The organism is Acidicapsa borealis, assembly GCF_059115245.1.
This window is the reverse complement of record NZ_JCACNY010000001.1, coordinates 559,184-582,698: the sequence shown is the minus strand read 5'-3', so window position 1 is coordinate 582,698 and position 23,515 is coordinate 559,184. Positions and strand designations below refer to the sequence as shown.

The window sequence follows — 23,515 nt, the reverse complement described above, 5'->3', positions numbered from 1 at the left end:
GCGCGATACCAGACGCCGATTGCGCATCGTGCCATAAAGATTGCGCATCGTAAAACGCTGATCACATCGTTTTCGGCCGAGGGACCGCTCAAGTCCCACCCCGCCTGCGATACACCACCTTCAGCTCGCGTCTCCAGTGCTCTCCGACAGCGATCAACTCCCACTCCACCTGCGGCGAAAGATAGCGCAAAACGATCTCATTCGACGGATGAATCCGCAGCGCCGGAGCCACCAGCAGCAATCGCGGCGGGCGCGCCGAAACCTCAGCCCCGGCAAAATAACCCTGCCGCTCGAACGCTCCAACTTCCCTGTTTCCAACCACTTGGCGGTCAGCATTCAGCGCACGCACGCGAATCCAGTAATCCAAACCCTGCAGCGGCAGATGCATATCCTCATCCGCCTTCACCTCCAGAATCGCCAGCCGCCCCTCACGATCCAGCGTCAACAGATCCAGCATCCCCCGGTCGCCACTCGAAATCGCTGGCACCTGCGTATACAAGAACTCTCCCCTCAAGCCTGGGAGTAAGTCCGCTAAACCCATTCGAATCAATGACTCCAACCACCGCTCCGGCTGCATCCGATAGAGCGCATCAGTCCCGATCCCATCCGCCCGGCGGCTCTGAAACAGGCCAGCAAGCAGCTCACGGCAAAGCACTTCCGTCTCCTCCGTCAACACTGTTTCGTTCGCCCCCGCGCCAAACGTGACCTCCGCCTCACGCGCAAATGAGAGCCTTGATGCTTGCCTAACCCGTGCAAATTCAAGCCCATGCACCAGCAGCCCAACCTCCGCAGCAGAACACGCGCGCACCTCGACCCGTTGCCGGTCCCCAATAGGCACCAGCGCCATCACCCGCGCCACACCAGCCTGCGCCCGCTCCAGCGCAACGGAAACATCGAAAGCATGCACCAGCCGCGACTCAAGATTTCCAGAATCGAAAACGTCGATCTCGACGAGTTCTTCCGAGCGCGGATCGAGCGTAAACAATTGAAACTGGGCGAGATCCCCGTTAAGCCAGGCCATCCGCTCCGCCGTCGTCCGCCACGCTCCGGCCGGCAGAATCACCTTCAATCCGCTGAAGTGGCGGCTCGGGCCGGACTTTTTCACTGAGTGCTCGCGGCAGTAGTCGAGCCAGAGCAAGCCCAGCGTCAGCACCCCATCTACCATCGCAGCTGACTCATCCGGGCCGACGCCGATCACGGCCTCAGCAGACTGGCCGCGCAGCAAGCGCCCGCGAGCATAGGCCGGTCCAAAGCTGTGCTCAAGGTCCGTCGCAGCACGCAAACCATCCACTTTCCAATCCGGGAAATTACGCTGCAGCACGCGCTCCAGAGTACGCAGATACTGCCGGCGTGCGGCCTCCTTCACGTTCGGGGTCCGACGCTCGAGGGTGGCCACAATATCCAGTGCGACCGGCTTGGGCTGGCCCATTTTGCGCGTCAATAGACGCAGGCTCCCCGCACGCGGCTGCGCCTCTACGACAGTCCGGACGAGATTGCGCTCCTCACTCCAGAGCTGAAGCACGCAGCGCCCATGCGACTCGGAGACGGAACACTTCGCGGTCCGCAGGTCAAAAATGACCCGGCCATCTTCGAGTACTGCCGCTGCGGGATGCTGCGCGACATACGCATCAATGAGTTCCGCGAGCACAGCCGGAGATACGTTTTCGCCTACGCCCGCGCGAGGCATGTCCTGCCTACCAGCCCATCCGGCTGCGCAGGCTGGTGACGTGCGCGGTATGGTGCCGGCTGTGCCAGCTGTAATTGGCCAGCACCACGCCAAGTCGCTGCCGTCCCGACACCGGATGTACGTAGCCGCGTTCGAATTCGGCATCGCCCATCGACTCCAGCACCACCAGCCAGCGCTCGTGGATCGCGGTCAGCAGGGTCAGCGAAACTTCGATCGGCAGCTTCGAATCAGCCAGTTTGGCCCATTCCGCTTCCTCGTACGGCTTGATGGTCGGCCAGTCCTCGGTGAGCGCCAGCTTGAAGCGAATATAAGCATTCGCATGGCTGTCAGCCACGTGGTGCACCAGCTGCCGGACGGTCCAGCCGCCTTCGCGATAGGGCGTGTCGAGCTGGGAGTCGTCCAGGCCGGCAACTGCAGTCTTCAGATGCTCGGGCAGCAGACGCAGCACGTCGAGATGGGCAGCACGCTCTGCCACACCATTCTCCGCCGGCGCAGCGAACTGCCCGATCGGGTATTTCAAGACATCTACATGGGTCATGGGCAAAACAATATCAGATCGTAAGTCGCTCTAACTAGGGAGATAAACAGCAAAGCCCCGAACTCTGAATGAGAGAGTCCAGGGGCTTTGCCTTGCGCCACTCCTGTTAAGGAAAGTCTATGCGTGGCGGTGATGGTGGTGGCGATGATGATGGTGATGACGACCCGCCGCGAACGACGGAGCAGCACACACCAGCAACAGGAGGGAGGCGATGATGATCTTCTTCATGCTTGCAGCGTAGCACGGTTTCTGGTGGACAATGTGAGCGCAATAACACCGTAGGGCTACTCAGGAATCAACGCCGCCAATGTCCGATAATTACCGCGTAGCCGGAGCTAAGCCGGGGGCCGGGTTCAAGCATGAATCTGGCCCTGTCAGCCCCTCCAGTTTTCGCTGCCGAATGGAATTCCCGCTACAGGCGTACACTAGTGAGTACGATGAGTGCAGCTCAAAGCTACCCCCTTTCCATGACGCAGGCCGGATTGCCCGCGAGCCAACCAGCGAGTCATAAGCGCTATTTCTTCGAAAAATTTGGCATCACTGAGCGATTGCTGGAACGCTGCCTGGGCGAGGCACTTTCCGCCGGCGGCGACTATGCCGACCTTTACTTTGAATCAGTCACGGCAATCTCGCTGGGCGTGGACGAGCAGATCGTCAAATCCGCCAGCCAGGGAACCAGCGCCGGATGCGGCATTCGCGTGCTCTCCGGCGAACGCACCGGCTATGCCTACACCGACAATCTGAGCCCGGAGCGGCTGATTCACGCAGCCAAAACGGCTGCTCTGATCGCCTCCGGGCCGGCCAAGCAGCCGATCCATGGATTTCAGGATCAGCCTCGAGCGGATCTCTATCCCGTTCCAGTAGGCGGTTTCGACCTCGACCTGGCGGCCCGTCTCGACCTGATTCAGCGCGCCGATCGTGCTGCACGGGCGTTCAGTCCGCACGTCATTCATGTTCGCGCGAGCTACTCCGAGGAACTACGCCGCATTCTCGTCGTCGGATCGGACGGCGCTTTTGCCTCTGACACCCAACCCCTCTGCCGCCTTAACGTCTTCGTCATCGCCAAGGACGAGCAGAACACCACGCGCGGTTCGGGCGGGTGCGGCGGACGCGGCGGTTTGGATATCTTCGTTGGCTCGAAGAGTCCTGAGAACCTGGCGCGCGAAGCAGCTCGCGGAGCCATCCTGCAGCTCGGTGCGGTTCCGGCGCCGGCGGGCGAGATGGAAGTCGTGCTCGGCCCCGGCTGGCCCGGTATTCTGCTGCACGAGGCAGTCGGGCATGGCCTCGAAGCCGACTTCAACCGCAAGAAGACCTCGGCCTTCGCTGGCCTGGTAGGGCAGCCGGTGGCCAGTTCCAAGGTCTCAGTGGTCGACAACGGCACCATGGCCGGGCGGCGCGGTTCACTGAACGTGGACGACGAAGGTTCCCCGACGCAGGAGACCGTGCTGATCGAGAACGGCATCCTGAAAGGCTATCTGACCGACAAGCTTTCTTCCCGCCTCACCGGCGCAGCCAATACTGGCTCCGGGCGGCGCGAGAACTACCAGTGCATCCCCATGCCGCGCATGACCAATACGTACATGCTGGCCGGGGACGACGAGCCCGAGGACATCATCCGCAGTGTGAAGCGCGGCCTGTATGCCGTGAACTTCGGCGGCGGCCAGGTCGATATCACCAACGGCAAGTTTGTCTTCTCGGCGTCTGAAGCCTACCTGATCGAGGACGGCAGGATTACCGCTCCGGTCAAGGACGCAACGCTGATCGGCAACGGACCAGAGGCGCTGAAGTATGTCTCGATGGTGGGCCACGATCTGAAGCTCGATGAAGGCATCGGTACCTGCGGCAAGGCCGGCCAAAGCGTACCGGTGGGCGTGGGAATGCCCACGATCAAGCTGGACAAGATGACCGTTGGCGGCACCGGACGGTAAAGATTCGTCTCGTGGAAACCTGCAATTTACACCGAAACCAGCACCGGAACCTGTACCAGAAATGAGGAATTCCTTGACAGCGAATGCATTGGAACTGAACCAAGTGGAAGAACTGACGGAAGAAGTGGTGGAAACCCAGGCGGAGACAGTCCCAGCGGAAGTCCTCGTAGCCGTGGAGCTGGAAGCTGAACCCGAACCGGTCAAGCTGGCTGCGGCGAACATGCCCGAAGTCGAAGTGAAGCGCTGGCACGGCTCTGCCGACAACCGCGTCTTCGGCTGGCAGCGCATGCCGATCAAGGAGGCTTTGCGGCTTCAGGAAGATACCTTCCGCTGCCCTGAGTGCCTGGGACGCGTTCGCCTGCGGCCCGCTTCCGTGGAAAAAGGATTGGCCGAGCGCGGCGAGCATTACAGCAAGAACACCGGCTGCAGCATGGGCGATGCCTTCGACGGGCAGAAGAAGCCGCACATCAAGCCGATCAACTAGGCAGTTCCTATCCTAGACGCCATGGACCTTGGCCAGCGCATTCACCGCGTCGGCCTCCTTGTCGATCTCGCTGTCTCTCGCTTTGACGCGTTCCACCCAGGCTTTCAACTCATCCTTGGTCTGCTTGAGGCTGGACGCGGCATCGTCGGAAAAGATGCTGCCCAGCTCAGTAATCGTCGTCTCGGCATCGGTAGGAATATGGGGATGCGCGCGAACCTCCGCGGACTCCTCTGACCAGGCGGTGAGATAGCGACTATAGGCATCCACATAGTCCTGCGGGCAGCCGCTGGTGTCGATCTGGCGGCCGGCGGTAACGTAGGCGTTCATGCGGTCGGACATCCTGTCCAGATCGGCATCCGAGGTTGGCTTGCGAGCCTCGATATCGGCTTTCATGGCAGCGCTCAGGGTGCTGTCCTGCTGGCGAACCTGCTGAATGGCCGCAATCTCCGCCTGGCGACGTGCAGCAGCTTCCGCCTTCTCACGCTGTTCGACGCGGTACCCGATGACCGCGAGAATACCCACCACCACGACGATCAGGAACAGGACCACGCCGCCGGTGATCAGCAATGCCGGCAACACCGGAGAGCGCCGCTGGGCAACCGGAGCATAGTAGCCCGGAGGGATGATCACCGGTGCCATGGAGAATTGCGCTCCGCACCGTGCACAGGCATACGCCCCAACCGGGTTGCCGTATCCGCATGCCTGACAGGTTTGCATAATGTTTCTCCCTACCGGAATTGATGTTGCATTCAGTTGGATTGGCCTATTGCGATGCAGGCCCCTCGTCTATAAGAGCGCAAATTCCTCGTATCGCCGCTCAACTTTCCCGGAGTTACTGCAAACACTATAATCCCGACCTATGTTTACTTACGACGCGGAATTACTGGCCTGCCTGGGAACGCCTCCCTCTACGATTGCCGATGTGCTGGCCACGATGCAGGCCATCGACTCGCTGGCCGTGGATGGCGATGGCCTGAAGTGGTTCAACTGGCTCTATTTTCAGGTGACCAAGGCAGTGGAAGACCGAGTAAACTCCGGCGGGTTTGCCGATGCTGCATTTCTTGCCCTGCTCGACGTTGAATTTGCGAAGCTCTACTTCACCGCGCTGCGTGGGTCGCTTTCTGGCGAGGGCATCGCGGATTGCTGGCAGACGTTGTTCAGCCGCCGCAACGATACGCGGCTGGCGCGGATTCAATGCGCCCTTGCCGGCATCAATGCCCACATCAACCACGACCTGCCCATCGCTATCGTAAATACCTGCGGATTGAGTGGGATCGCCCCAGAGCATGGAACGCCACAGTACAACGACTACACCACGCTGAACGCAACACTCGACAGCCTGATTGACGAGGCGAAGCAAACGCTCAATGTGCGCCTGCTGGGGGAAGTGCTCCCAACCGTCAATGTGCTGGAGGATACCGTTGCCGGATGGAGCGTTAGCGCAGCCCGTGAAGCGGCCTGGAACAACTCCCAGCTACTCTGGCATCTGCAGGGCCAGAGCCTGCTCTCCGGCGCATTTCTCAACACTCTCGACGGGCTGACGACCGTCGTAAGCAAGGGGCTGCTCGTTCCGATTGTTGAATCGATCCAGCTGACGCAGCAGATTGAGGCAACATGAAACTTTCAAAGTGCAAGTGCCCGCTTTTACTGGAAGGCTGCATTGCCTTTTAACGAAATCGTCCAGCACTTCGGCGAGCTGCGATGAATGCCGAAGGTCGTCCACAGGCAGAGCACGAGGCAAATTTGATAGCTTCAAGGTATGTCTGAAGTAACTGCAGTCTCCTCGACCCAAGCCAGTCCAAGTTCCGATCTTGACCTGAAATCTCTCGCCGCTGAAGTTGTCGCCCGCGCCACGAAAGCCGGTGCAACAGACGCTGAAGTGGTGGTGAGCGAGGGCGATGAGTTTTCCGTCTCGGTGCGCATGGGTGAAGTGGAAACACTGCAGGAGTCCGGCTCGCGCGGACTGGGACTCAAAGTGTACCTGGGGCAGCGGTCAGCTTCTGCCTCGACCAGCGACTTGACCCCGGACGGCATCGAAATGCTGGTTTCGGGCGCACTCGCGCTGGCGAAGGTTACGGAGGAAGACCCGTTCTCCGGCCTGCCGGATGCGCATGAATTTGGCCAGCTGGACAACGACCTGCGCCTCTACTTCGAGGATGTCTACTCACTGCCTGCCACCGAGCGCATCGATCGCGCCCGCCGGGCAGAAGCTGCTGCGCTGGCCGCCGACCCGCGCATCACGAATTCGCAGGGCGGATCCTTCGATGCGGCGACGGGGCGGCGGGTGCTGGCCAACTCCCGCGGCTTTCTCGGCGACTACCGGACCAGCTACTGCGGCATCTCGGCTGCTCCTCTGGCAACCGGAGACGATGGCGTGATGCAGCGGGATTTCTGGTCTTCGAGCGCACGGCGCATTGCCGACCTGGAATCGCCGGAGTCGATTGGGCAGGAAGCTGCGAAGCGCGCGCTGCGCCGTCTCGGAGCCTGCCGTGTGCCAACCCAGCAGGTGCCGATTGTTTTCGCGCCCGAGGTTGCGCGGTCGCTGATCGGCCACATCTTTGAGGCGGCTTCCGGCGACGCCATCTGGCGCTCGGCCTCCTTCCTGGCTGGAAAGCTGGGCGAGACGATTGCCAACAAGTCCATCAACCTGATCGACGATCACACGATGATCCTGCCCTCGGGCGTCGGTGGATTCGGCACATCGCCGTTTGATGGAGAAGGATTGCCGAGCCGCCGGACGGTCGTTGTCGAAGACGGCGTGCTGCAGACCTACCTGCTCAACACCTATACCGGCCGCAAGCTCGGCATGCGCTCGACCGGCAACGCCACGCGCGGAGGCGGAATCGGCGGCGGCAATCTCTACCTGATGCCGGGAAGTCAGACCCCGGAACAGATCCTCGCCGATATCCCGAATGGCTTCTACGTCCTGAGCCTGATGGGCTTTGGCGCGAACATGGTGACCGGCGACTACTCGCGCGGTGCCTCCGGCCTCTGGATTAAAAATGGCGAGCTGACCTATGCCGTCGAAGAGGTGACGATTGCCGGCAATCTCCGCGAGATGTTCAAGAACATTTCCGCAATCGGGAATGATCTGATATTCCGGAGCTCGGTCACCGCGCCAACCCTCCGCGTCGACGGTATGACCGTAGCAGGCGCGTAAAATTCAGCCCATGCCGCATCTCTCGCTGAACCAGAGCCTCGCCTTCGATCCGGCCTTGCCGGAGGAGGCACTGCGCCAGCTCCCGCAGCGGCAGGCGGCGGTCTTTGCGCTCTATGGCGAAAATGAGGCAGCCGAGCCATACATCGGCCTGACGCCAGACCTGCGCCGCCGTCTCGAACGGCTGTTGCGCCCGGCAAAAGGACAGACCAAGCGCCTGCAGCTGGTCTCCCGCGTCCGGCGCATCGCCTGGCAGACGAGCGGGTCGGAGTTTGAATCCCTTCTGCTGCAGTTTGCACTGCTCGAAAACGCCTATGGCGCCAAAGCTCTCGAACGCATGAAGCTGCGCGCGCCGGCATTTGTGAAGTTCCACGGCGGCAATCCGTATCCTCGCCTAACCGTCACCAACCGGCCCAGCCTGAAGGAAAGCCAGTGGGCCTTCGGGCCATTCCCCTCCCGCGCGGCAGCCGATCGCTACGCCGAGGAGATGTTGAAGCTTTTCCTGCTCCGCCGATGCGAAGAGAACCTCGACCCCAATCCGGCGCATCCCGGCTGCGTGTACTCAGAAATGAAGATGTGCCTCGCCCCTTGCTACCAGGGCTGCACCGATGTCCGCTACGCCGAAGAGGCAGAAGCCGTCCGCAGCTTCCTGGCCACGCGCGGCGAAAGCAAGCTGGTGCAGATCGGCAAACTACGTGAGGAAGCTTCCGAGCAGCTCGAGTTCGAGCAGGCGGCCCGGTTGCATGCACAGTTCGAGAAGGTTGAAGCTGTCCGCGCTCTGGCTCCGGAGCTCGTCCATCCGCTTTCGCAGCTGCGCGCCTGCATTCTGCAAGCCTCGACCCATCCCGACGAAATCTCGGTCTTTCTCTACCAGGATGGTGAAATGCGAGGACCTGCCCCTTTCAGCACGCTGGGGATGCGCATCCAGAATGAGCAGTCAGGGTCGAGCTCGCTGTTTGCCCAGCCGATGGCGCTGCAACCGGTGCCCGAAGCCGACAACGGTGCGCCCATGAAAGTGGCGCGCGATGTGCTGGAATCCCGTTTGGAAGCTGCTCTGGCGACCTTATCGAGCTCAAGACCGCAACCCAATGCCACCGTTCGACAGGGGCATCTGGCTCTGCTGGCCCGCTGGTATTACCGCCCCCAGCAAAAGCGGGTTGGCGAGGTATTCTTTCCCCCGCCCACCGAGGCTGATACACAAACAGAAGGAGCATGGCCTGTGAAAGCCATGCTCCGGGGTATCGGCCGTGTTGTCGCAGCCAGTCTGCGTTAGTGCCACGCGACGCGCTTCCACCTGTTTTCCACCGACGGAATTGGTCGCGAAGGCCTGCTTTATCCGAACACGAGTGCGGTCAGGACGAGAAAGGCCGCGGAAGCTAAAGTTGCGATGCGCATAGTTCGTGCTCCGGAAAAGGAAAGGTTTACAACGCGTGTAAATATACGCCATTCCCACAACAACTGAAAACCCCGCGCGCCACTCGGTTTCAGCCCGCCCATGCCGCCTGCTGGTACACTTGAGGTCTCCGGAGTCTGCTCCGGCAACAATTATGGTCGAACTGCTCCCATCCATTCTTTCCGCTGACTTTGCCAACCTCGCCCGCGACGTAGCCGAGGCCGAGCGCGGCGGCGGCACCGTCATCCACGTCGATGTGATGGACGGCCATTTCGTCCCGAACATCACCCTCGGTCCGCCCCTGGTCAAGAGCCTGCGCAAGGCCACCAGCCTGCCGCTCGACTGCCACCTGATGATCGAGAACCCCAATGACTTCATTCCTGCTTTCGCTGATGCCGGGGCGAACTGGATCAGCGTCCACTATGAAGCCTGCACTCACCTGCATCGCACCATCGAGCTCATCCATAATCACGGCATGAGTGCCGGAGTGGTGTTGAACCCGGCCACGCGGATCGAAGTTCTCGAAGAAATCCTGCCCATGCTGCATCACGTGCTCATCATGAGCGTCAATCCGGGCTTCGGCGGCCAGAAATTCATTCCTTTCTCGCTCGACAAGATACGCAAGCTGGCCAAGGTCCGCAAGGAACGCGGTCTGGCATTTAGAATTGAAGTCGATGGCGGCGTGGCTCACGATACCATTGCCCAGGTAGTCCAAGCAGGTGCGGAGCTGCTCGTGGCCGGAAACGCCGTGTTCGGCACCGGTTCAGCAGAGCAGAATGCGCGGGAACTTCTGGCGGCAGCCAAAGCAGCAGCAGGCGAAAAAGCCTGAAGCACAATCGAGGTAGCATGACCCTGTTTTCACACCCACTCTTCAGCAAGCCCGTATCGGCTAAGTCCGTCCGCCGTTTCGGCGCGGCGGCTGGCATCCTTGTTCTTTCTCTCGCCCTGGTTCCGGCTCAGGCCAAGACCAAGGTGCCCAAGAAAAAGAAGAACGTGGACCTGAGCGCCAATCCGCTGGGCAACGTGCAAAGCCGCCAGCCGGATAAGGAGCTCTACGACAAAGCGATGCTCGCCCTGAAAAAGGGCCGTTTCGACGTGGCCCGCCTCGACCTGCAGACCATGCTGAACACCTATCCGAACTCCGAGTACCAGATGCGCGCCAAGCTGGCCGTGGGCGACAGCTGGTTCAAGGAAGGCGGCACGGCGGCGCTGGCCCAGGCCGAGTCCGAGTACAAGGACTTCATCACCTTCTTCCCGCAGGCACCGGAAGCGGCGGAAGCGCAGATGAAGGTGGCCGACATTTACTTTATGCAGATGGAAAAGCCTGACCGCGACTTCAACAACGCGGTGCGCGCCGAGCAGGAATACCGCGCGATGATCAACCAGTTCCCCGACTCCTCGCTGGTGCCACGCGCCAAGCAGAAGCTCCGCGAAGTGCAGGAAGTGCTGGCCGAGCGCGAGTTCCTCATCGGCCAGTACTACAACACCCGCATGAACTGGGCCGGCAGCATCGCCCGCCTGCAGACCGTGGCTGACACCTACCCGCTCTACAGCAAGAGCGATCAGCTCTGGCTCACCATCGGCGACGACTATGCCGGGGAAGCTCACATTATGCAGACGGCCCAGGGCCTGCCGGGCGCTGTGCGGGAACGCCTGACTGCCATTTATCAGGACAAAGCGGCTGCTGCTTATGCTCACGTCATCACTCGCTATCCGATGGCTCCTCATGTGGAAGATGCCCGTGACCGGCTGGTAGCCATGAATCGCCCCGTCCCAGAGCCAACGGATGCCGCCGTCGCCGAGAGCGACGCCGAGGAAAAGAGCCATCAGCCCCTGCGCTTCACCGATACGGCGATGGGTATGATCAAGCACGGTCCGCTGGTCGTTCAGGCTGCCCACGTTGGCGAACCGACCATGACGCCGGCAAACCGCACCACTGCCCCGACCATCACGAGGGAAAATCAGGCTATCGTGACGGCCGCCTTTCGAGCGGGTCAACCTGGCGCTCCCACGGGCAATGCACCGACTGCTACGCCGACCGCAGCCAACGAGCCTCCCCGCTCCGATCAACCCCAGGCTCCGCTGCAGTTTGAGCCTGTCCAGGGACAGGGTGCGGGTGCAACCGGCGCAGGATCAGAAATCATTGCGGCTCCCAGCAAACCGGATGCCCCGCCCGCCGATGATCCAAATGCGGTTGTAAAGTCCATCAGGCCTACGGAAACCAGTCTCCCCCCCGCCGAAGCGCCGGCCACGGCTCCAGACCAGGTCAACGACATCAAGCCCGGCGTGATGCCGGCTCAGAACACCGCCAACGAGACCAACGACCCCAAGTCCAAGGTCAAGAAGCCCAAGCTGGACCAGAGCGAGGAATCCTCCAGCAAGAAGAAAAAGAAGAAGGGCCTGAGCAAGCTGAACCCCTTTTAGCGATAACCTCGATACGTAGCAACAAAAGCCCCGAAGCCGAACTGGCCTCGGGGCTTTTTGCTGCTCACGTGGGGTTATACGCCGACGGTTACCTTCCGGATCTTCTGCAGGAACTCGGTCGGGTGGATCGGCTTCGAGAGCACCTCGAAATCGTGTCCATTTCCCCGCGCAATATCCAGCAGGTTGGCGGTAGCGGCCTGGCCGGAGAAGAGAAGAACGCGGCACTCCGGGTGGCTGGCCTGTAATTGAATGGCGAGATCAATGCCGGAAAGCTCCGGCATCACCACGTCCGAGATCAACAAATCAGGTGGATTTGAATCGGCAGCCGCCATCACTTGCAGCGGATCCGTAAACGAAACAGCATCAAAGCCACTACGCTGAAGAATCATGGCCAGAGTACTGGCAATCACCTGTTCATCATCGACGACGAAAATACGGTACTGCCTTTGGGGTGTTGTAATTACACTGCTCACTTGCACATCCTCCCGCTCGGGGGTTAGTTCTGGGGCCCATGTCGCAGATGAGGATCGCAAAGGAGGCCTGCGGAGCGCCTCAAGTAGCCTATCCGTTGACCCGTCCTCATGTATGTTCGAATTCGAACCCAACCTTGCCTTTCAAAGTAGTAATCTCTGGCTAGATCGCTTTTTACAAGACTTATTTTCAGGAACGGTGCGTTGGTGAACCGCAAGCCATTCAAAAACACTCTCTTGAACGAGTTGGAGCCCGAAATAATTACCCGTCTTCGACTTACACCGGTTGAATTTGAATTGAAGCACGAAATGCAGACGCCCCACAAGCCTATCTCCCATCTCTATTTTGTCGAGTCGGGTATGGCATCGATGACCGGTACGTTCGAAGATGGGTCACAGGTGGAGGTGGGTACCTTTGGCTTCGAGTCGGTGATCGGCATCTCCGCCCTGATGGGTACAAAGAAGGCCTTGAATCGTGTCTACACGCAGATTCCCGGACACGGCTATGCGTGCCCGATTGATGCCGCCCGTGCGGAGTTCAACCTGGCCGGCAAATTTCACTGGCTTGCCCTGCGGTACGTGCAGGCGCAGCTGGATCAGGCCATGCAGTCGATCGCCTGCAACGCCAAGCATAAGTTCCAGCCGAGGCTAGCCCGGTGGCTGCTGATCTGCTCCGACCGGGCAGGCAGCGATACCTTCAAGATCTCGCATAGCCTACTGGCAGACATGCTCGGAGGAACCCGGGCTACCGTGACCCTGGCAGCAGGCGCATTGAAGAAAAAGAACCTCATCCGCTATCAGCGCGGCGTAATGACCATACTCGACCACAAGCGCCTGGAAAAAAACGCGTGCGAGTGCTACCAGATCGTCAAAGACCACCTGAAGAACTTCAACGAGTTCGAAGCGCCAATGACGGAATAGGCTCCGCTCCCATCAGCCAGTGTTGCGCAGACCGGCCGAGATGCCGCTGATGGTCGCCGAGATGGCCCGATTGATCTCAGGCGTATCCTCCCCGGCGCGCTTGCGCTTGAGCAGGTCCACCTGGATCAGGTGCATCGGGTCCACGTACGGGTTACGCAGCTTGATCGACCGCGCCAGGACCGGGTTCGACTGCAATAGCTCTGTCTGCCGGGTAATCGCCAGCACCGCCTTCACCGTCCGCTCGTACTCCGCCTCAAACGTACCGTAGACGCGGGTGCGCAGCTCCTCTTCCTCGACCAGCGTCGAGTAGAGCCGCGCTGTCCCAAGATCGACCTTGCCCAGCGCCATCTCCACATTCCGAATCAGATCAATGAAAAGCGGAAATTCCTTGGCCATGGTATTGAGGGTCGCAATGTCGCCACCCTCGGCCAGGTACTGTTCCACCGCCTTGCCCACGCCGAACCATGCCGGAATCAGCAGCCGCGACTGCGTCCAGCCAAAGACCCACGGAATCGCCCGCAGCGTGTCGAGGCTCAGCGAACCTTTGCGCTTCGAAGGCCGCGAGCCGATCTTGGCATGTTCGAGCTCGCCCATCGGCGTCGATTGCGCAAAGTAGTCCAGCAGCGTCGGATCATCCAGGATGTGCTTCTTGTAGAAGGCATAAGCCAGCTCGGAAAGCCGGTCCAGCGCCTGCTCCCACTCCGGCTTGAGCACGCCGGTAAAGTGCCCCTCGGGGTCGCGCAGATTCGGCCGCGCCAGAGCGTCCAGCGATGCGGCAATCATGAGTTCGAGATTACGCTCGGCCAGCACCACGTCCGCGTATTTGAAGTTGAGCACTTCGCCCTGCTCGGTGATGCGGAACTGCCCTTCGAACGAATCGAGCGGCTGGGCAAAGATGGCTCGATGCGTCGGTCCGCCGCCGCGGCCTACCGTGCCGCCACGGCCGTGGAACAGCCGCAAGTTCACGCCGGCCTCGCGAGCCACGGCATGCAGCGCACGATGGGCGCGGAAGATCTCCCAGGTGCTGGTCAGCATACCGCCATCCTTGTTCGAGTCGGAGTATCCGAGCATCAGCTCCTGGGTGTCGCCCCAGGTCTTGAGCAGCGCACGATAGTCGGGACGCGCCCAGAGCTCTCGGCAGATCTCCGCCGAATTCTGCAGGTCCTCAATCGACTCAAACAGCGGCACCGGCATCACACCCGGATCCCTGCCCGAGCCTTCCAGCTTCACGCCAGCCAGACGGCCCAGACGGACCACCGCCAGCACATCCTCAACACACGTCGCGCCGCTGATCACGTAATGGCGGATCACCTCGGGCGTGCAGCCTGCCTTGGTTTCCGCAATCACGCGGAAGGTTTCGAGAATGCTGGCCGTCTCCGGCGATTGCGGCTGCGGCAGCTCGGCGGCAAGCGTATCTTCGCCGGCCTCCTTCAGCGCCGCCTTGTGCAGCTTGGCATGCTGGCGAATATCCAGCGTATGGAGGTGCAGGCCGAAGGTATTCACCAGCAGCAGTAGCGGATCGATCAGGCTGCGCGCAATGCGCAGGCCGCGATTGTCCGCCAGCGACTTGCGCAGGAGGCTCAGGTCGGAGGCAAATTCATCGGCAGAGGTGTAGCCGGGCAGCACCTGCGCCAGCTTCTCCTGCGTCTCAGACAGCGCCGACGGCCGAGCCAGCGGCGGGGTCACATGCCCGGAAGGGTGCAGCGTGCGCCGCACTCTCGCGCGAATGCAGATCAGGAAGCGCCGGTACAATTCAAACTCAAAATGCTGCCCGTAAGCCTGCGACTCCGCCGTGCGAATACGAGACTCATACTCGTCAAGCCGAACACGCACCGTCTCGTCCACCGGCATCTGCTGCGCGGAGGTGCTCAGCAGGTCAACGACAGTCTGCAACTGGCCATCGTAGAAGTGCAGCAGGTGTTCCCGCGCCAGCTGAATCGCGTTGCGCGTCACCTCCGGCGTCACAAACGGATTCCCGTCTCGGTCGCCGCCAATCCACGAGCCAAATGCCAGGACCTGAGGCAGCTCGTGCATCTCGATCTCGAGTCCATACGCCGCATGCAGCGCGTTGGCAATTTCGCGATAGAGGCTGGGCAGCGTGGCAAAGATGGAAACATCGTAGTAGTCGAGGCCCATCTTGATTTCGTCGTACACCGTCGGCCGGCGGCTGCGAACTTCGTCCGTCTGCCAGAGCGAAGTGATCTCCGCCAGCACCTGCTCTTCGAGCCGGGCGATATCTTCTTCGGGCAGCGGGATCCGGTCCAACTCTTCCAGCAACTCACCAATGCGTCGCCGCTTGAACATCACCGAGCGCCGCGCCACCTCGGTCGGGTGCGCCGTAAACACCGGTACCACCAGCACCTTGCGCAACCAGTCGAGAGCCTCGTCGGCCGAGATGCCAACCTTCTTCATCGCATGCAGCGTTCCGGCCAGCGAACCACGCTGCTTGCCCGCCGCGCCGCTCAACTGCAGCGCCAGCCTGCGCCGTTTGCGGTGGTTGGTCTCGGCCAGGTTGATCAGTTCAAAATAGAATCCAAAGGCTCGCGTCAGCAGTAGCGCGCGCTCCACCGGCAGCTTATGGACAAGCGCCAGCGCATGCGCAGAATGGATGGCCGCCGAAAGCGCGGCCGCCTGGCCGTCCGCCTGCGACTCCGCCTCGCGCCGCTGAATGGTGCCGAGCCGAAGCTCTTCGACCTGCGCAAACACCTCGTCGCCAGCCTGCTCGCGCAGCACTTCGCCCAGCAGCATGCCCAGTGAACGCACATCGCGCCGCAGCGGAGCCTCTTTCAGCTCCCCTGTGTCCGCCTGTAACTCCGCCAGCCGCTGCGACCAGCTCTCAGGATTCCATAACAATGCCATCGTCTCTTGATTATGCCCTACGTCCCCGCAGAGCCATGCCAAGGAAAAGTACGACTCGGATTTGGCCTGCGAACCCCGGCCTGCCGGCAGTGCTTACCCGACATATTTGCCGAGGAAGTCTCGCATTGCTTCAGCAACTTCATTCACATGCGTTTCGAGCGCAAAGTGGCCGGTATCCAGAAATTGCACCTCGGCCTCGGGAATATCCCGCTTGTAAGCCTCAGCCCCCGGCGGAATAAAAAACGGATCATTCTTGCCCCAGATTGCCAGCAGCGGCGGCTTCGCCGTGCGGAAGTACTTTTGAAACTCCGGATAGAGCTTCACGTTGTTCGCATAGTCGAGAAATAGATCCAGCTGAATGTCGGTATTCCCCGGCCGCGAAACCATCGCGTAATCCAGCGTGTACCCCTCCGGCGCAATCTGCTCCGGATGCTTCACGCCCTCCACATACTGGAAGCGAATCCCCTCAAAGCTCACCGCCGCGTTCCGCACCACCTCGCGATGCTCCGCCGTCGGCTCGCTCCAATACTTACGAATCGGCCCCCACGCATCGCCCAGCCCGTCCTCATAGGCATTGCCATTCTGCGAGACGATAGCCGTCACCCGCTCCGGGTGCGCCATGGCCAGCCGAAAACCAGTCGGCGCTCCGTAGTCGAAGACATAGAGCGCATAACGCTTCAGATGGAGTGCATCCGTAAACGCCTCAATGGTCTTCGCGATCGCCGCAAACGAGTAGTTGTAGTTGCGGGCTACCGGAACCTCCGTAAACCCAAATCCCGGTAGGTCCGGCGCGATCACGCGATACTTATCCGCCAGCCGCGGAATCAGTTCCCGGTATTGAAAGGAAGACGTCGGGAAGCCATGCAGCAGGAGCACCACCGGCGCATCCTCCGGTCCAGCCGCGCGATAGAAAACGTTGACGCCATCCGCCTCCACGCGACTAATGTGAGTTTGAGGAATCTGCGATTGATTGGTCATGATCCTTCCCTTCCCTTGTTGAAAAGCTGCCGCAGACAAAATCGGACTGAGACTGCGCAGGCCAACGATGCTGCCGCTCATTATGATGAAATCTTTCCGGTTCATCCTGCTCCTCGCTGCGACATCAGCAGGACACCGCAGATACAACGATTTGATGGTTACATCAATTGCGTAACCTGTCAAATAAATTTATACTGGTTACATTGCGATTGAAAGGCAACCTCGTGACCACCCAGGATGCGCCCAAACCGGAAAGTAAATTCTTGACGCTGGCCGACCACCCCGCCCTCGACCTGTTGAACACCGTGCCCATGGTCGACGGCGCGCTCGTCGATCTGTTTCAGACCGACGCCGATGTAGTCCTGTGGCTCAAGACGCAGGGCTGGCAAGTCGACGAGGCTTCCGCGAAATGGAAGCCTGGCACGCTCCTGGAAGCGGCACGCGAGCTTCGCGAAGTCATTCGCGGCCTCGTTGCCAAACGAGAAGCTGGAAAGCAGATCGATCCAGACAAGCTGAACCGTTACCTCACCGAGGCACGGAGCCACCTCGAACTGAAAGCCATGAAAGACGGATCGCTGCAGCTAAGCCGCAAATGGAAGCAGCGATCGGCTGAGGAAATCCTGGCGCCACTGGCAGAGTCTGCCGCAGAACTTCTAACGCATGGAGATTTCAGCCTTGTGCGTCGCTGTGAGAGCGACCAATGCGTCCTGTGGTTCTACGACAGGACAAAGTCGCACCACCGGCGCTGGTGCAGCATGGCCACCTGCGGTAACCGGCATAAGGTAGCCGAATACCGCAAGCGCCGCCAGGCAGAAGCTTAGCCTGCTCTGCGCAGCTGCTCTACGCGACTGTCCTACGCGACTGTCCTACGCGAACTGTTCGACGTTCATGCCCAGTTCGTAAGTCTCGCCATGAGCCAGCAACTCTTCCCACGTCACTTCGCGCTTCTGATAACCGGCCATACGTCCCAGCATGCAGCTTAGCGCCGTTTCCACTCCGGCAGCGATCTCGTTGTGGCATTTCCCCGAAGTGATGCTCTCGATAAAGGTCCGTTCCTTGTCGCGGTCCGCAAACTTCAGGTTGTCCGAGAAGGCCCCATTCGCCGCAAACTTGCCTTGCGCCGTCGCCGCCTCCGGATCGTTCCACGCCCATTCCTTCGCGCCGCCGATCTGCACTGGCCCCGCATATGGCACCGTGCCATATCCGTCTGCGCCGAAGAACTTCAGCCCTGCCTCAAACAGCCCATAACTGCCAAACTGCTTTGAGGCAAACGAAAGATGCACTCCGTTGGGATACTCGAAGTCCACACGATAGGTATCCCAGCAGTCGCCCACATGGGTCAGCACAGTGCGGCCGCCCGTCGCCGTAGCCTTCACCGGGTGCATCCCCAGCATCCAGTTCGAAAGGTCGATGATGTGGATGTTCTGCTCTACGAGAATGTCCCCGGAAAGGGCTTTGTACCAGAGCCAGTTGCGCAGACGATGCTCGTCCTCAGAAGCCCCGGCCCGCACCTTTTCGAGCGAAGCCGGAGCGTTGTAGTAGCCCACGACCTGGCCCAGCTTGCCCAGGTCCCCGGCCTTGATCTTCTCCGCAATCGCCGCAATCGGCGGGGCGTTGCGGCACTGAAAGCCCACGTCCACGCTCTGCGTCGGTTTCACGCGCTTGGCGATCTCCAGCGCATGCTTGGCCTGCTTCACGTCGATGCCCACCGGCTTTTCGCAGTACACATGCTTACCCGACGCAACGGCAGCCTCAAGATGCTGCACATGAAAAAACGGCGGAGTAGAAATCTGGATCAGGTCCACATCCGGCGAAGCGGCAAGCTCTTCAAACGCATGCGGCCCGCGAAAGGTCAGCTTATCGGCAATCGGCGCATGGCCCAGGTCGGTGTTGACCTTGTTGAAGTGCTCCTTGCCGGCAGCCAGGTTGTCAGCGAACATATCCGCCAGAGCAACCACCTGCGCGGAAGTATTCTGCGCAAACGAAGTCGCCACCGAGGTCCCGCGCGAGCCGCAGCCCAAAAGCGCATGGCGCACTGCCGAGTTTGCCTGGTAGCCGAAAACAGTGCTGGGCTTCAAAATCATCACGCCCGTTGCAGCCGTACTCTGAACAAATTGCCGACGATTCATGGTTCCTCTTTCGCGAACAGGAAGGTAAATTAGCTGGCCAGTACTTCGTTCAGAATGCGCTGCAGATAGATCTTTTCAGCACGCACATCCTCAATCTGCTGCGGCCCGGAAGTCTCGCGCTCAATAGTCACAGCGCCGGTGTACCCGACCTTGTGCAAGCGGGTGAAAACCTCATGGAAGTTGACTAGCCCCTTACCAATCAGCACTTCTTCACCCAGTTCGCTCGGGTTCGTCGGCCACTTACCGTCCTTGGCATGGATAGCGCGGATGTGCGGCCCGAGGATCTCGACTGCATCCACTGGATTGGCCTTGCCATAGAGAATTACGTTTGCCGTGTCCAGCCCCACGCCAAGATTCGACATGTTGACGTCGCGAATCATGCGCGACATGGTCGTCGGCGTTTCCTGCCCTGTCTCCATCAGGAAATGCTGCCCGTTGCCCTGGCAATGCTTCGCTACGGAACGAATCGCCTCCACTGCGCCGGGGTAGAGCGGATCAGCTGGGTCCTCAGGAATAAAGCCGCAGTGCGTCTGCACCTGCGTCACGCCTAGCTGCCTGGCAAAATCGGAGACCTGCCGCAGCGCGTCCATGCGTGCCTCGCGATACTTGGGCGGGACGAGACCGATCGTGGACGGTCCTTCGAGGAAATTCCACTTCAGCGGCTCCGGACGAACAACCTCGACCGTCGTGACCGTGATCTCGTACTTCTCCATCAGCCCGCGGAACTGACTCACAACCGCGGGCGTAAACCCGTTGATGTAGCCGTCCAGCGAGAGAAAGCAGTTGGTCAGGCCGAGTTCCTTCAGCACACGAAACTTCTCCTCCGGCGCGCCAAACGGAACGATGAGCAGACCCAGTTCCATTGGCTTCAGCGGCTTCGCCGCCGCAAACGTCCTTGCCGGCTTCAGTGCCCCAGCCGCTACCGCCGCCGAAGCAGCCCCTAGAAATTGCCTGCGATCCATACCTTACCCCTTGAACGCTGCATGCTGCGATGTCCTCATTAAGCAACATCGCGCTATGTTCTGACTACTGTAAATGGAATCGTTCCCAATTTCTAAGAAAGTGATCACTGCTCATCCAGCGCCATCATGAGCTCTTCCCACTCGGCGGTAGAGTCAGCGAGTTGCTTGCGCAGATCATCGAGCAACTTCGACTGCCGCTCCGTCTCCCCGACGGAGACGAAATTGCCCAGCGCGCCTTCCGTATGTGCAATCGAAGCCTCGAGGCGCGGCACTTCTTCCTCAAGAAATGCGCAGCGCTCCTCCATCTGCTTCAGCTTGATGGGGTTCAGCTTCTTAACGCGATCCTTGCCTGCCGAGTCTGTAGGTACGACCGCGCCGTTCGTGGCAGCAGCCGGCGCGGCGACGGAAACAGCCGGAGCAACCTTGGCCGGCAATGCTGCCGGAGTCTTGCCTACAGCAGCCTCCTCCTGATCCCGCATATAGTCGGCAAAGCCGCCTGGATACACCAGCACGCCGCCATCTTTGACCTCGAGCACCTTCGTCGCCAGCCGGTCGAGAAAATACCGGTCATGCGAAACAAAGATCACCGTGCCGGTGAAGGATTCGATTGCCTCCAGCAGCACGTCCTTCGCCCGCATGTCCAGATGGTTCGTAGGCTCATCGAGCAGCAGGAAGTTTGAAGGCGAAACCAGTATCCGCGCCAGCGCAAAGCGGTTGCGTTCGCCACCCGAAAGCACCCCCAGCGGCTTGAAGACATCGTCGCCGGAAAATAAGAAGCAGCCCAGCAGCGAACGCAGCGCCAGCTCCGGCACCTTGATCGCCGCCTTGCTGATGTCGTCCAGCATCCGAGCAGTCGGGTCCAGCACCTTGTACTGGTCCTGTGCAAAATACTCGGGGATCACGTTATGCCCAAGCTGCACCGAACCCGAAGTCGGAGCTTCCATCCCCATCAGCAGCCGGATCAGCGTCGATTTACCCGCGCCATTGTGCCCCACCATCGCAACACGATCACCGCGGTCGATGGTGAAGTTGACGCCCTTCAGAATCTCTTTTTCACCGTAGCTCTTGGCGAGATTCTGCACCGTCACCACGGTCTTGCCCGAAGGCGGAGGCTGCGGAAAGCTGAAGTGAATGACCGGCTCTTCCTCGGGAATCTCGATGCGCTCGATCTTTTCGAGCTCCTTGATCCGCGACTGCACCTGCTTGGCCTTGGTAGCCTGCGCGCGGAAGCGAGTAATGAACGCCTCGAGATGCTCGATCTGCTCCCGCTGGTTCTTGTACGCGGCAATCAGTTGCGCCTTGCGGTCTTCCTTCTGCTTCAGATACTTGGTGTAGTTGCCTGCGTAGATCTGCAGCTTCTTGTTCCAGATCTCGACCGTGCGATCCACCGTCACATCCAGAAAATACCGGTCATGCGAGATGAGAATGTAGCCAAACGGATAGGTGCGAAGATACGTCTCCAGCCAGTTGCGCGTCTCCAGATCAAGATGGTTGGTCGGTTCGTCCAGCAGCAGCAGATTTGGCCGGGCCAGCAGCAGCTTGGCCAGCGCTATCCGCATTTGCCATCCGCCCGAAAACTCCTCCGTCCGCCGCGCCCAGTCTGTCTTTGAAAAGCCAAGCCCGGTCAGGACAGCACCCACCTGCGCATCCAGCGCGTAGCCGTCCAGTGCGTGAAAGCGCCCCTGCAAGGTCGAGTAACGCTCCGCAGCCGCCGTGTACTCCGAGCCCTGATGGTCGAGCGTACTCATCAAGCCAGCCAGCCGCTCGATCTCCACCTCCATATCGCGGAGTTCATCAAAAACCGACAGGCACTCGTCGAAGACCGAGCGCCCGCTCAGCCTCAACCCCTCCTGCGGCAGATATCCAATGGACATACCGCGCGTCAGCTGCATCTGCCCGTAGTCCAACTGCTCCAGACCGGCCAAAACCTTCATCAGGGTCGATTTGCCGGTGCCGTTGGCCCCGACCAGCGCCGTCTTTTCCTGCGACGTGATCAGCCAGTTGGCGTCCGTAAAGAGAATTCGCGGCCCAAACCGCTTGCCCGCATTTTGTAGAGAAAGCATTCCTTCTCAGGGTATCGCCTTTGGCTGCCGCACCGGAACTCCCCGCCTGTCCCGATCGCCATCCAGCGCGATTTCCTGGCATCAACATGGCTTTTGCCAACCCCGTTCGCAAGCTGTAACCTTCTGTGCAGCAAGGCATCGAACCTGCAGGTCGCCCGCAATGGCGCGGCCACGGGAGGAAACAATGTTCGACTCCGACGTAGCCAGGGACAATCGCTCGAGCAAGACCACACGCCGCATCTTCCTCGGCAGCACCGCGCTCGGCGTCGGAGGCTTTCTGGTACTGAAAACGATCCAGCCGCCCGGCCTCGAAGCCAGCACGAAGGTCAATGGAACCCCCGGCATGGTCACCATCGTGAACTTCAGCGACGACGGCAAGAAGCTCGGCAAGACGGAAGTAGCCAAGATCGTGAAGACCGACGGCGAATGGTTCCAGCAGCTCGGCGCCAACTCCTTCAACATCGCCCGCCACGCCGACACCGAAATGCCCTATTCCGGCGCTACCTGGAAAGAGCACGCCAAGGGCATCTATCGCTGCATCTGCTGCGACACGGCGCTTTTCAGCTCAGAGACCAAGTTCGAATCCGGCACCGGCTGGCCCAGCTTCTGGGCTCCCATTGCCAAAGAAAACGTCGCCTCGAAGGATGACCGCTCCCTCGGCGAAGACCGCACGGAAGTTCTCTGCGCCCGCTGCGACGGCCACCTCGGCCACGTCTTCACCGACGGCCCGCAACCCACCGGCCTGCGCTACTGCATGAACTCCGCGTCGATGCGATTTGTGAAGTCATAAGCGAGCTATGCCGCAAAATTAGAAATGAGGGAAATCGCCATGCAAAGACCCGTACGGATCGGATTCGCACTTTTGCTTTGCCTCATCGCCGGCTCCGTAGCGGGAAAAGTCGTAATCCATGCCGCAAGCCAAGCCACGAACCAGAAGCAGCGCCCGACCAGCACTCCCTACGCCGGCGACCTTTCCATCTTCGAATACCCCGACCGCGACCAGAAGCTTCACGTCGATCGCGTGATGGACCTGCTCGGAATCACACCCGGCAAATCAGTCGCCGACATCGGCGCTGGATCAGGCTGGTTCACGGTACGTGCCGCGGCCCGCGTCGGCGCCGAGGGCACTGTTTATGCCGAGGACATCAACCCCGAAGCCGTCGACTACATCACGCAGCGTGCCGAACGCGAGAAACTCTCGAACATCCACGCCATCCTCGGCACGGTCACCGACACCGAAATCCCCGGTACCAGCGTCGACGCAGTCCTGATCCTCAAGACCTACCACGAGTTCGCAAAGCCCATCCCGCTCATGATGAAGCTCAAAGCAGCGCTCCGGCCCGGCGCCAAGATCGGCATCATCGACCGCAACGGCAACGGCACCGACCACGGCATCATGCCCGAAGTGGTCGAACGCGAAATGTCCCAGGCCGGCTACAAACGAGTCGGCATGTACGACTTCACCAAGACCGACGGCCAGGACTACTTCCTCATCTTCACAGCGAAGTAGATAGCCGCGCCG

Annotated in this window: 20 protein-coding genes; 11 read left to right on the top strand and 9 right to left on the bottom strand. The window is 60.4% G+C overall.

Features of this window, described 5'->3' with window-relative positions; genetic code table 11:
• Window positions 1-88 precede the first annotated feature (88 nt).
• Entirely contained in the window at window positions 89-1,687 is a 1,599-nt protein-coding gene (locus AC5S27_RS02325) for a hypothetical protein (RefSeq protein ID WP_493932973.1), read from the bottom strand.
• 7 nt (window positions 1,688-1,694) lie between these two features.
• On the bottom strand, window positions 1,695-2,225 hold the full coding sequence (locus tag AC5S27_RS02320) for a YfiT family bacillithiol transferase (protein WP_493932972.1): 531 nt from the start codon (window positions 2,223-2,225) through the stop codon (window positions 1,695-1,697).
• Between the two features lie 467 nt (window positions 2,226-2,692).
• Here AC5S27_RS02320 and tldD point away from each other — a divergent pair, with 467 nt between their 5' ends.
• Together tldD and AC5S27_RS02310 are read left to right on the top strand one after the other, a co-directional pair.
• Window positions 2,693-4,153, top strand: a complete 1,461-nt coding sequence (tldD, locus tag AC5S27_RS02315) for a metalloprotease TldD (protein WP_493937255.1) — start codon at window positions 2,693-2,695, stop codon at window positions 4,151-4,153.
• A gap of 73 nt (window positions 4,154-4,226) precedes the next feature.
• Window positions 4,227-4,637, top strand: a complete 411-nt coding sequence (locus AC5S27_RS02310) for a hypothetical protein (protein WP_493932971.1) — start codon at window positions 4,227-4,229, stop codon at window positions 4,635-4,637.
• Window positions 4,638-4,649: 12 nt separating this feature from the next.
• Here the strand turns inward: AC5S27_RS02310 and AC5S27_RS02305 are convergent, their stop codons facing one another.
• Complete coding sequence (locus AC5S27_RS02305; protein ID WP_493932970.1) at window positions 4,650-5,354, bottom strand: hypothetical protein; 705 nt, start codon at window positions 5,352-5,354, stop codon at window positions 4,650-4,652.
• Window positions 5,355-5,496: 142 nt separating this feature from the next.
• Between AC5S27_RS02305 and AC5S27_RS02300 the strand changes: the two genes are divergently transcribed.
• The 5 genes from AC5S27_RS02300 to bamD all read left to right on the top strand — a co-directional run bounded on the left by AC5S27_RS02300 (window position 5,497) and on the right by bamD (window position 11,611).
• A complete protein-coding gene (locus AC5S27_RS02300; RefSeq protein ID WP_493932969.1) occupies window positions 5,497-6,255 on the top strand; it encodes a DUF5995 family protein in 759 nt (252 codons plus the stop codon).
• 141 nt (window positions 6,256-6,396) lie between these two features.
• Window positions 6,397-7,797 carry a TldD/PmbA family protein gene (locus AC5S27_RS02295; RefSeq protein WP_493932968.1) on the top strand — a complete coding sequence of 467 codons (1,401 nt, stop codon included), beginning with the start codon at window positions 6,397-6,399 and terminating at the stop codon, window positions 7,795-7,797.
• Between the two features lie 10 nt (window positions 7,798-7,807).
• Window positions 7,808-9,067, top strand: coding sequence for an excinuclease ABC subunit C (locus AC5S27_RS02290; protein ID WP_493932967.1), 1,260 nt, complete (start codon window positions 7,808-7,810; stop codon window positions 9,065-9,067).
• A gap of 274 nt (window positions 9,068-9,341) precedes the next feature.
• Window positions 9,342-10,016: a ribulose-phosphate 3-epimerase gene (gene rpe / locus AC5S27_RS02285; protein WP_493932966.1), complete on the top strand. Its 675-nt coding sequence runs from the start codon at window positions 9,342-9,344 to the stop codon at window positions 10,014-10,016.
• A 17-nt stretch (window positions 10,017-10,033) separates the two neighbouring features.
• On the top strand, window positions 10,034-11,611 hold the full coding sequence (gene bamD / locus AC5S27_RS02280; RefSeq protein ID WP_493932965.1) for an outer membrane protein assembly factor BamD: 1,578 nt from the start codon (window positions 10,034-10,036) through the stop codon (window positions 11,609-11,611).
• 74 nt (window positions 11,612-11,685) lie between these two features.
• Here the strand turns inward: bamD and AC5S27_RS02275 are convergent, their stop codons facing one another.
• On the bottom strand, window positions 11,686-12,084 hold the full coding sequence (locus AC5S27_RS02275; RefSeq protein ID WP_493932964.1) for a response regulator: 399 nt from the start codon (window positions 12,082-12,084) through the stop codon (window positions 11,686-11,688).
• A gap of 306 nt (window positions 12,085-12,390) precedes the next feature.
• On the opposite strand from AC5S27_RS02275, the gene AC5S27_RS02270 reads away from it, so the two are divergent.
• On the top strand, window positions 12,391-13,002 hold the full coding sequence (locus AC5S27_RS02270) for a Crp/Fnr family transcriptional regulator (protein WP_493932963.1): 612 nt from the start codon (window positions 12,391-12,393) through the stop codon (window positions 13,000-13,002).
• A gap of 12 nt (window positions 13,003-13,014) precedes the next feature.
• Here AC5S27_RS02270 and ppc read toward each other — a convergent pair whose 3' ends face one another.
• On the bottom strand, window positions 13,015-15,861 hold the full coding sequence (gene ppc / locus AC5S27_RS02265; RefSeq protein ID WP_493932962.1) for a phosphoenolpyruvate carboxylase: 2,847 nt from the start codon (window positions 15,859-15,861) through the stop codon (window positions 13,015-13,017).
• Window positions 15,862-15,954: 93 nt separating this feature from the next.
• Window positions 15,955-16,839 (bottom strand): alpha/beta fold hydrolase, encoded by an 885-nt coding sequence (locus tag AC5S27_RS02260; RefSeq protein WP_493932961.1) that lies wholly within the window; start codon window positions 16,837-16,839, stop codon window positions 15,955-15,957.
• Window positions 16,840-17,063: 224 nt separating this feature from the next.
• On the opposite strand from AC5S27_RS02260, the gene AC5S27_RS02255 reads away from it, so the two are divergent.
• On the top strand, window positions 17,064-17,660 hold the full coding sequence (locus AC5S27_RS02255) for a CGNR zinc finger domain-containing protein (RefSeq protein WP_493932960.1): 597 nt from the start codon (window positions 17,064-17,066) through the stop codon (window positions 17,658-17,660).
• Window positions 17,661-17,705: 45 nt separating this feature from the next.
• On the opposite strand, the gene AC5S27_RS02250 is transcribed toward AC5S27_RS02255, so the two are convergent.
• The 3 genes from AC5S27_RS02250 to AC5S27_RS02240 all read right to left on the bottom strand — a co-directional run bounded on the left by AC5S27_RS02250 (window position 17,706) and on the right by AC5S27_RS02240 (window position 21,993).
• Complete coding sequence (locus AC5S27_RS02250) at window positions 17,706-18,968, bottom strand: Gfo/Idh/MocA family protein (protein ID WP_493932959.1); 1,263 nt, start codon at window positions 18,966-18,968, stop codon at window positions 17,706-17,708.
• Between the two features lie 29 nt (window positions 18,969-18,997).
• Window positions 18,998-19,930: a sugar phosphate isomerase/epimerase family protein gene (locus AC5S27_RS02245; RefSeq protein WP_493932958.1), complete on the bottom strand. Its 933-nt coding sequence runs from the start codon at window positions 19,928-19,930 to the stop codon at window positions 18,998-19,000.
• A gap of 104 nt (window positions 19,931-20,034) precedes the next feature.
• On the bottom strand, window positions 20,035-21,993 hold the full coding sequence (locus AC5S27_RS02240; protein WP_493932957.1) for an ABC-F family ATP-binding cassette domain-containing protein: 1,959 nt from the start codon (window positions 21,991-21,993) through the stop codon (window positions 20,035-20,037).
• A 184-nt stretch (window positions 21,994-22,177) separates the two neighbouring features.
• On the opposite strand from AC5S27_RS02240, the gene msrB reads away from it, so the two are divergent.
• Both msrB and AC5S27_RS02230 read left to right on the top strand, forming a co-directional pair.
• The gene (msrB, locus tag AC5S27_RS02235; protein WP_493932956.1) at window positions 22,178-22,783 is read left to right on the top strand and encodes a peptide-methionine (R)-S-oxide reductase MsrB; all 606 of its coding nucleotides are present in this window, start codon (window positions 22,178-22,180) and stop codon (window positions 22,781-22,783) included.
• Between the two features lie 39 nt (window positions 22,784-22,822).
• Window positions 22,823-23,503, top strand: coding sequence for a class I SAM-dependent methyltransferase (locus tag AC5S27_RS02230; protein ID WP_493932955.1), 681 nt, complete (start codon window positions 22,823-22,825; stop codon window positions 23,501-23,503).
• Window positions 23,504-23,515 lie beyond the last annotated feature (12 nt).

Coding starts and splice junctions, on each gene's coding strand:
- AC5S27_RS02325 (WP_493932973.1), bottom strand. CDS start 1,687: ATGCCTCGCGCGGGCGTAGGCGAAAACGTATCTCCGGCTGTGCTCGCG.
- AC5S27_RS02320 (WP_493932972.1), bottom strand. CDS start 2,225: ATGACCCATGTAGATGTCTTGAAATACCCGATCGGGCAGTTCGCTGCG.
- tldD (WP_493937255.1), top strand. CDS start 2,693: ATGACGCAGGCCGGATTGCCCGCGAGCCAACCAGCGAGTCATAAGCGC.
- AC5S27_RS02305 (WP_493932970.1), bottom strand. CDS start 5,354: ATGCAAACCTGTCAGGCATGCGGATACGGCAACCCGGTTGGGGCGTAT.
- AC5S27_RS02300 (WP_493932969.1), top strand. CDS start 5,497: ATGTTTACTTACGACGCGGAATTACTGGCCTGCCTGGGAACGCCTCCC.
- AC5S27_RS02295 (WP_493932968.1), top strand. CDS start 6,397: ATGTCTGAAGTAACTGCAGTCTCCTCGACCCAAGCCAGTCCAAGTTCC.
- AC5S27_RS02290 (WP_493932967.1), top strand. CDS start 7,808: ATGCCGCATCTCTCGCTGAACCAGAGCCTCGCCTTCGATCCGGCCTTG.
- rpe (WP_493932966.1), top strand. CDS start 9,342: ATGGTCGAACTGCTCCCATCCATTCTTTCCGCTGACTTTGCCAACCTC.
- bamD (WP_493932965.1), top strand. CDS start 10,034: ATGACCCTGTTTTCACACCCACTCTTCAGCAAGCCCGTATCGGCTAAG.
- AC5S27_RS02270 (WP_493932963.1), top strand. CDS start 12,391: ATGCAGACGCCCCACAAGCCTATCTCCCATCTCTATTTTGTCGAGTCG.
- ppc (WP_493932962.1), bottom strand. CDS start 15,861: ATGGCATTGTTATGGAATCCTGAGAGCTGGTCGCAGCGGCTGGCGGAG.
- AC5S27_RS02260 (WP_493932961.1), bottom strand. CDS start 16,839: ATGACCAATCAATCGCAGATTCCTCAAACTCACATTAGTCGCGTGGAG.
- AC5S27_RS02250 (WP_493932959.1), bottom strand. CDS start 18,968: ATGAATCGTCGGCAATTTGTTCAGAGTACGGCTGCAACGGGCGTGATG.
- AC5S27_RS02245 (WP_493932958.1), bottom strand. CDS start 19,930: ATGGATCGCAGGCAATTTCTAGGGGCTGCTTCGGCGGCGGTAGCGGCT.
- AC5S27_RS02240 (WP_493932957.1), bottom strand. CDS start 21,993: ATGCTTTCTCTACAAAATGCGGGCAAGCGGTTTGGGCCGCGAATTCTC.
- msrB (WP_493932956.1), top strand. CDS start 22,178: ATGTTCGACTCCGACGTAGCCAGGGACAATCGCTCGAGCAAGACCACA.
- AC5S27_RS02230 (WP_493932955.1), top strand. CDS start 22,823: ATGCAAAGACCCGTACGGATCGGATTCGCACTTTTGCTTTGCCTCATC.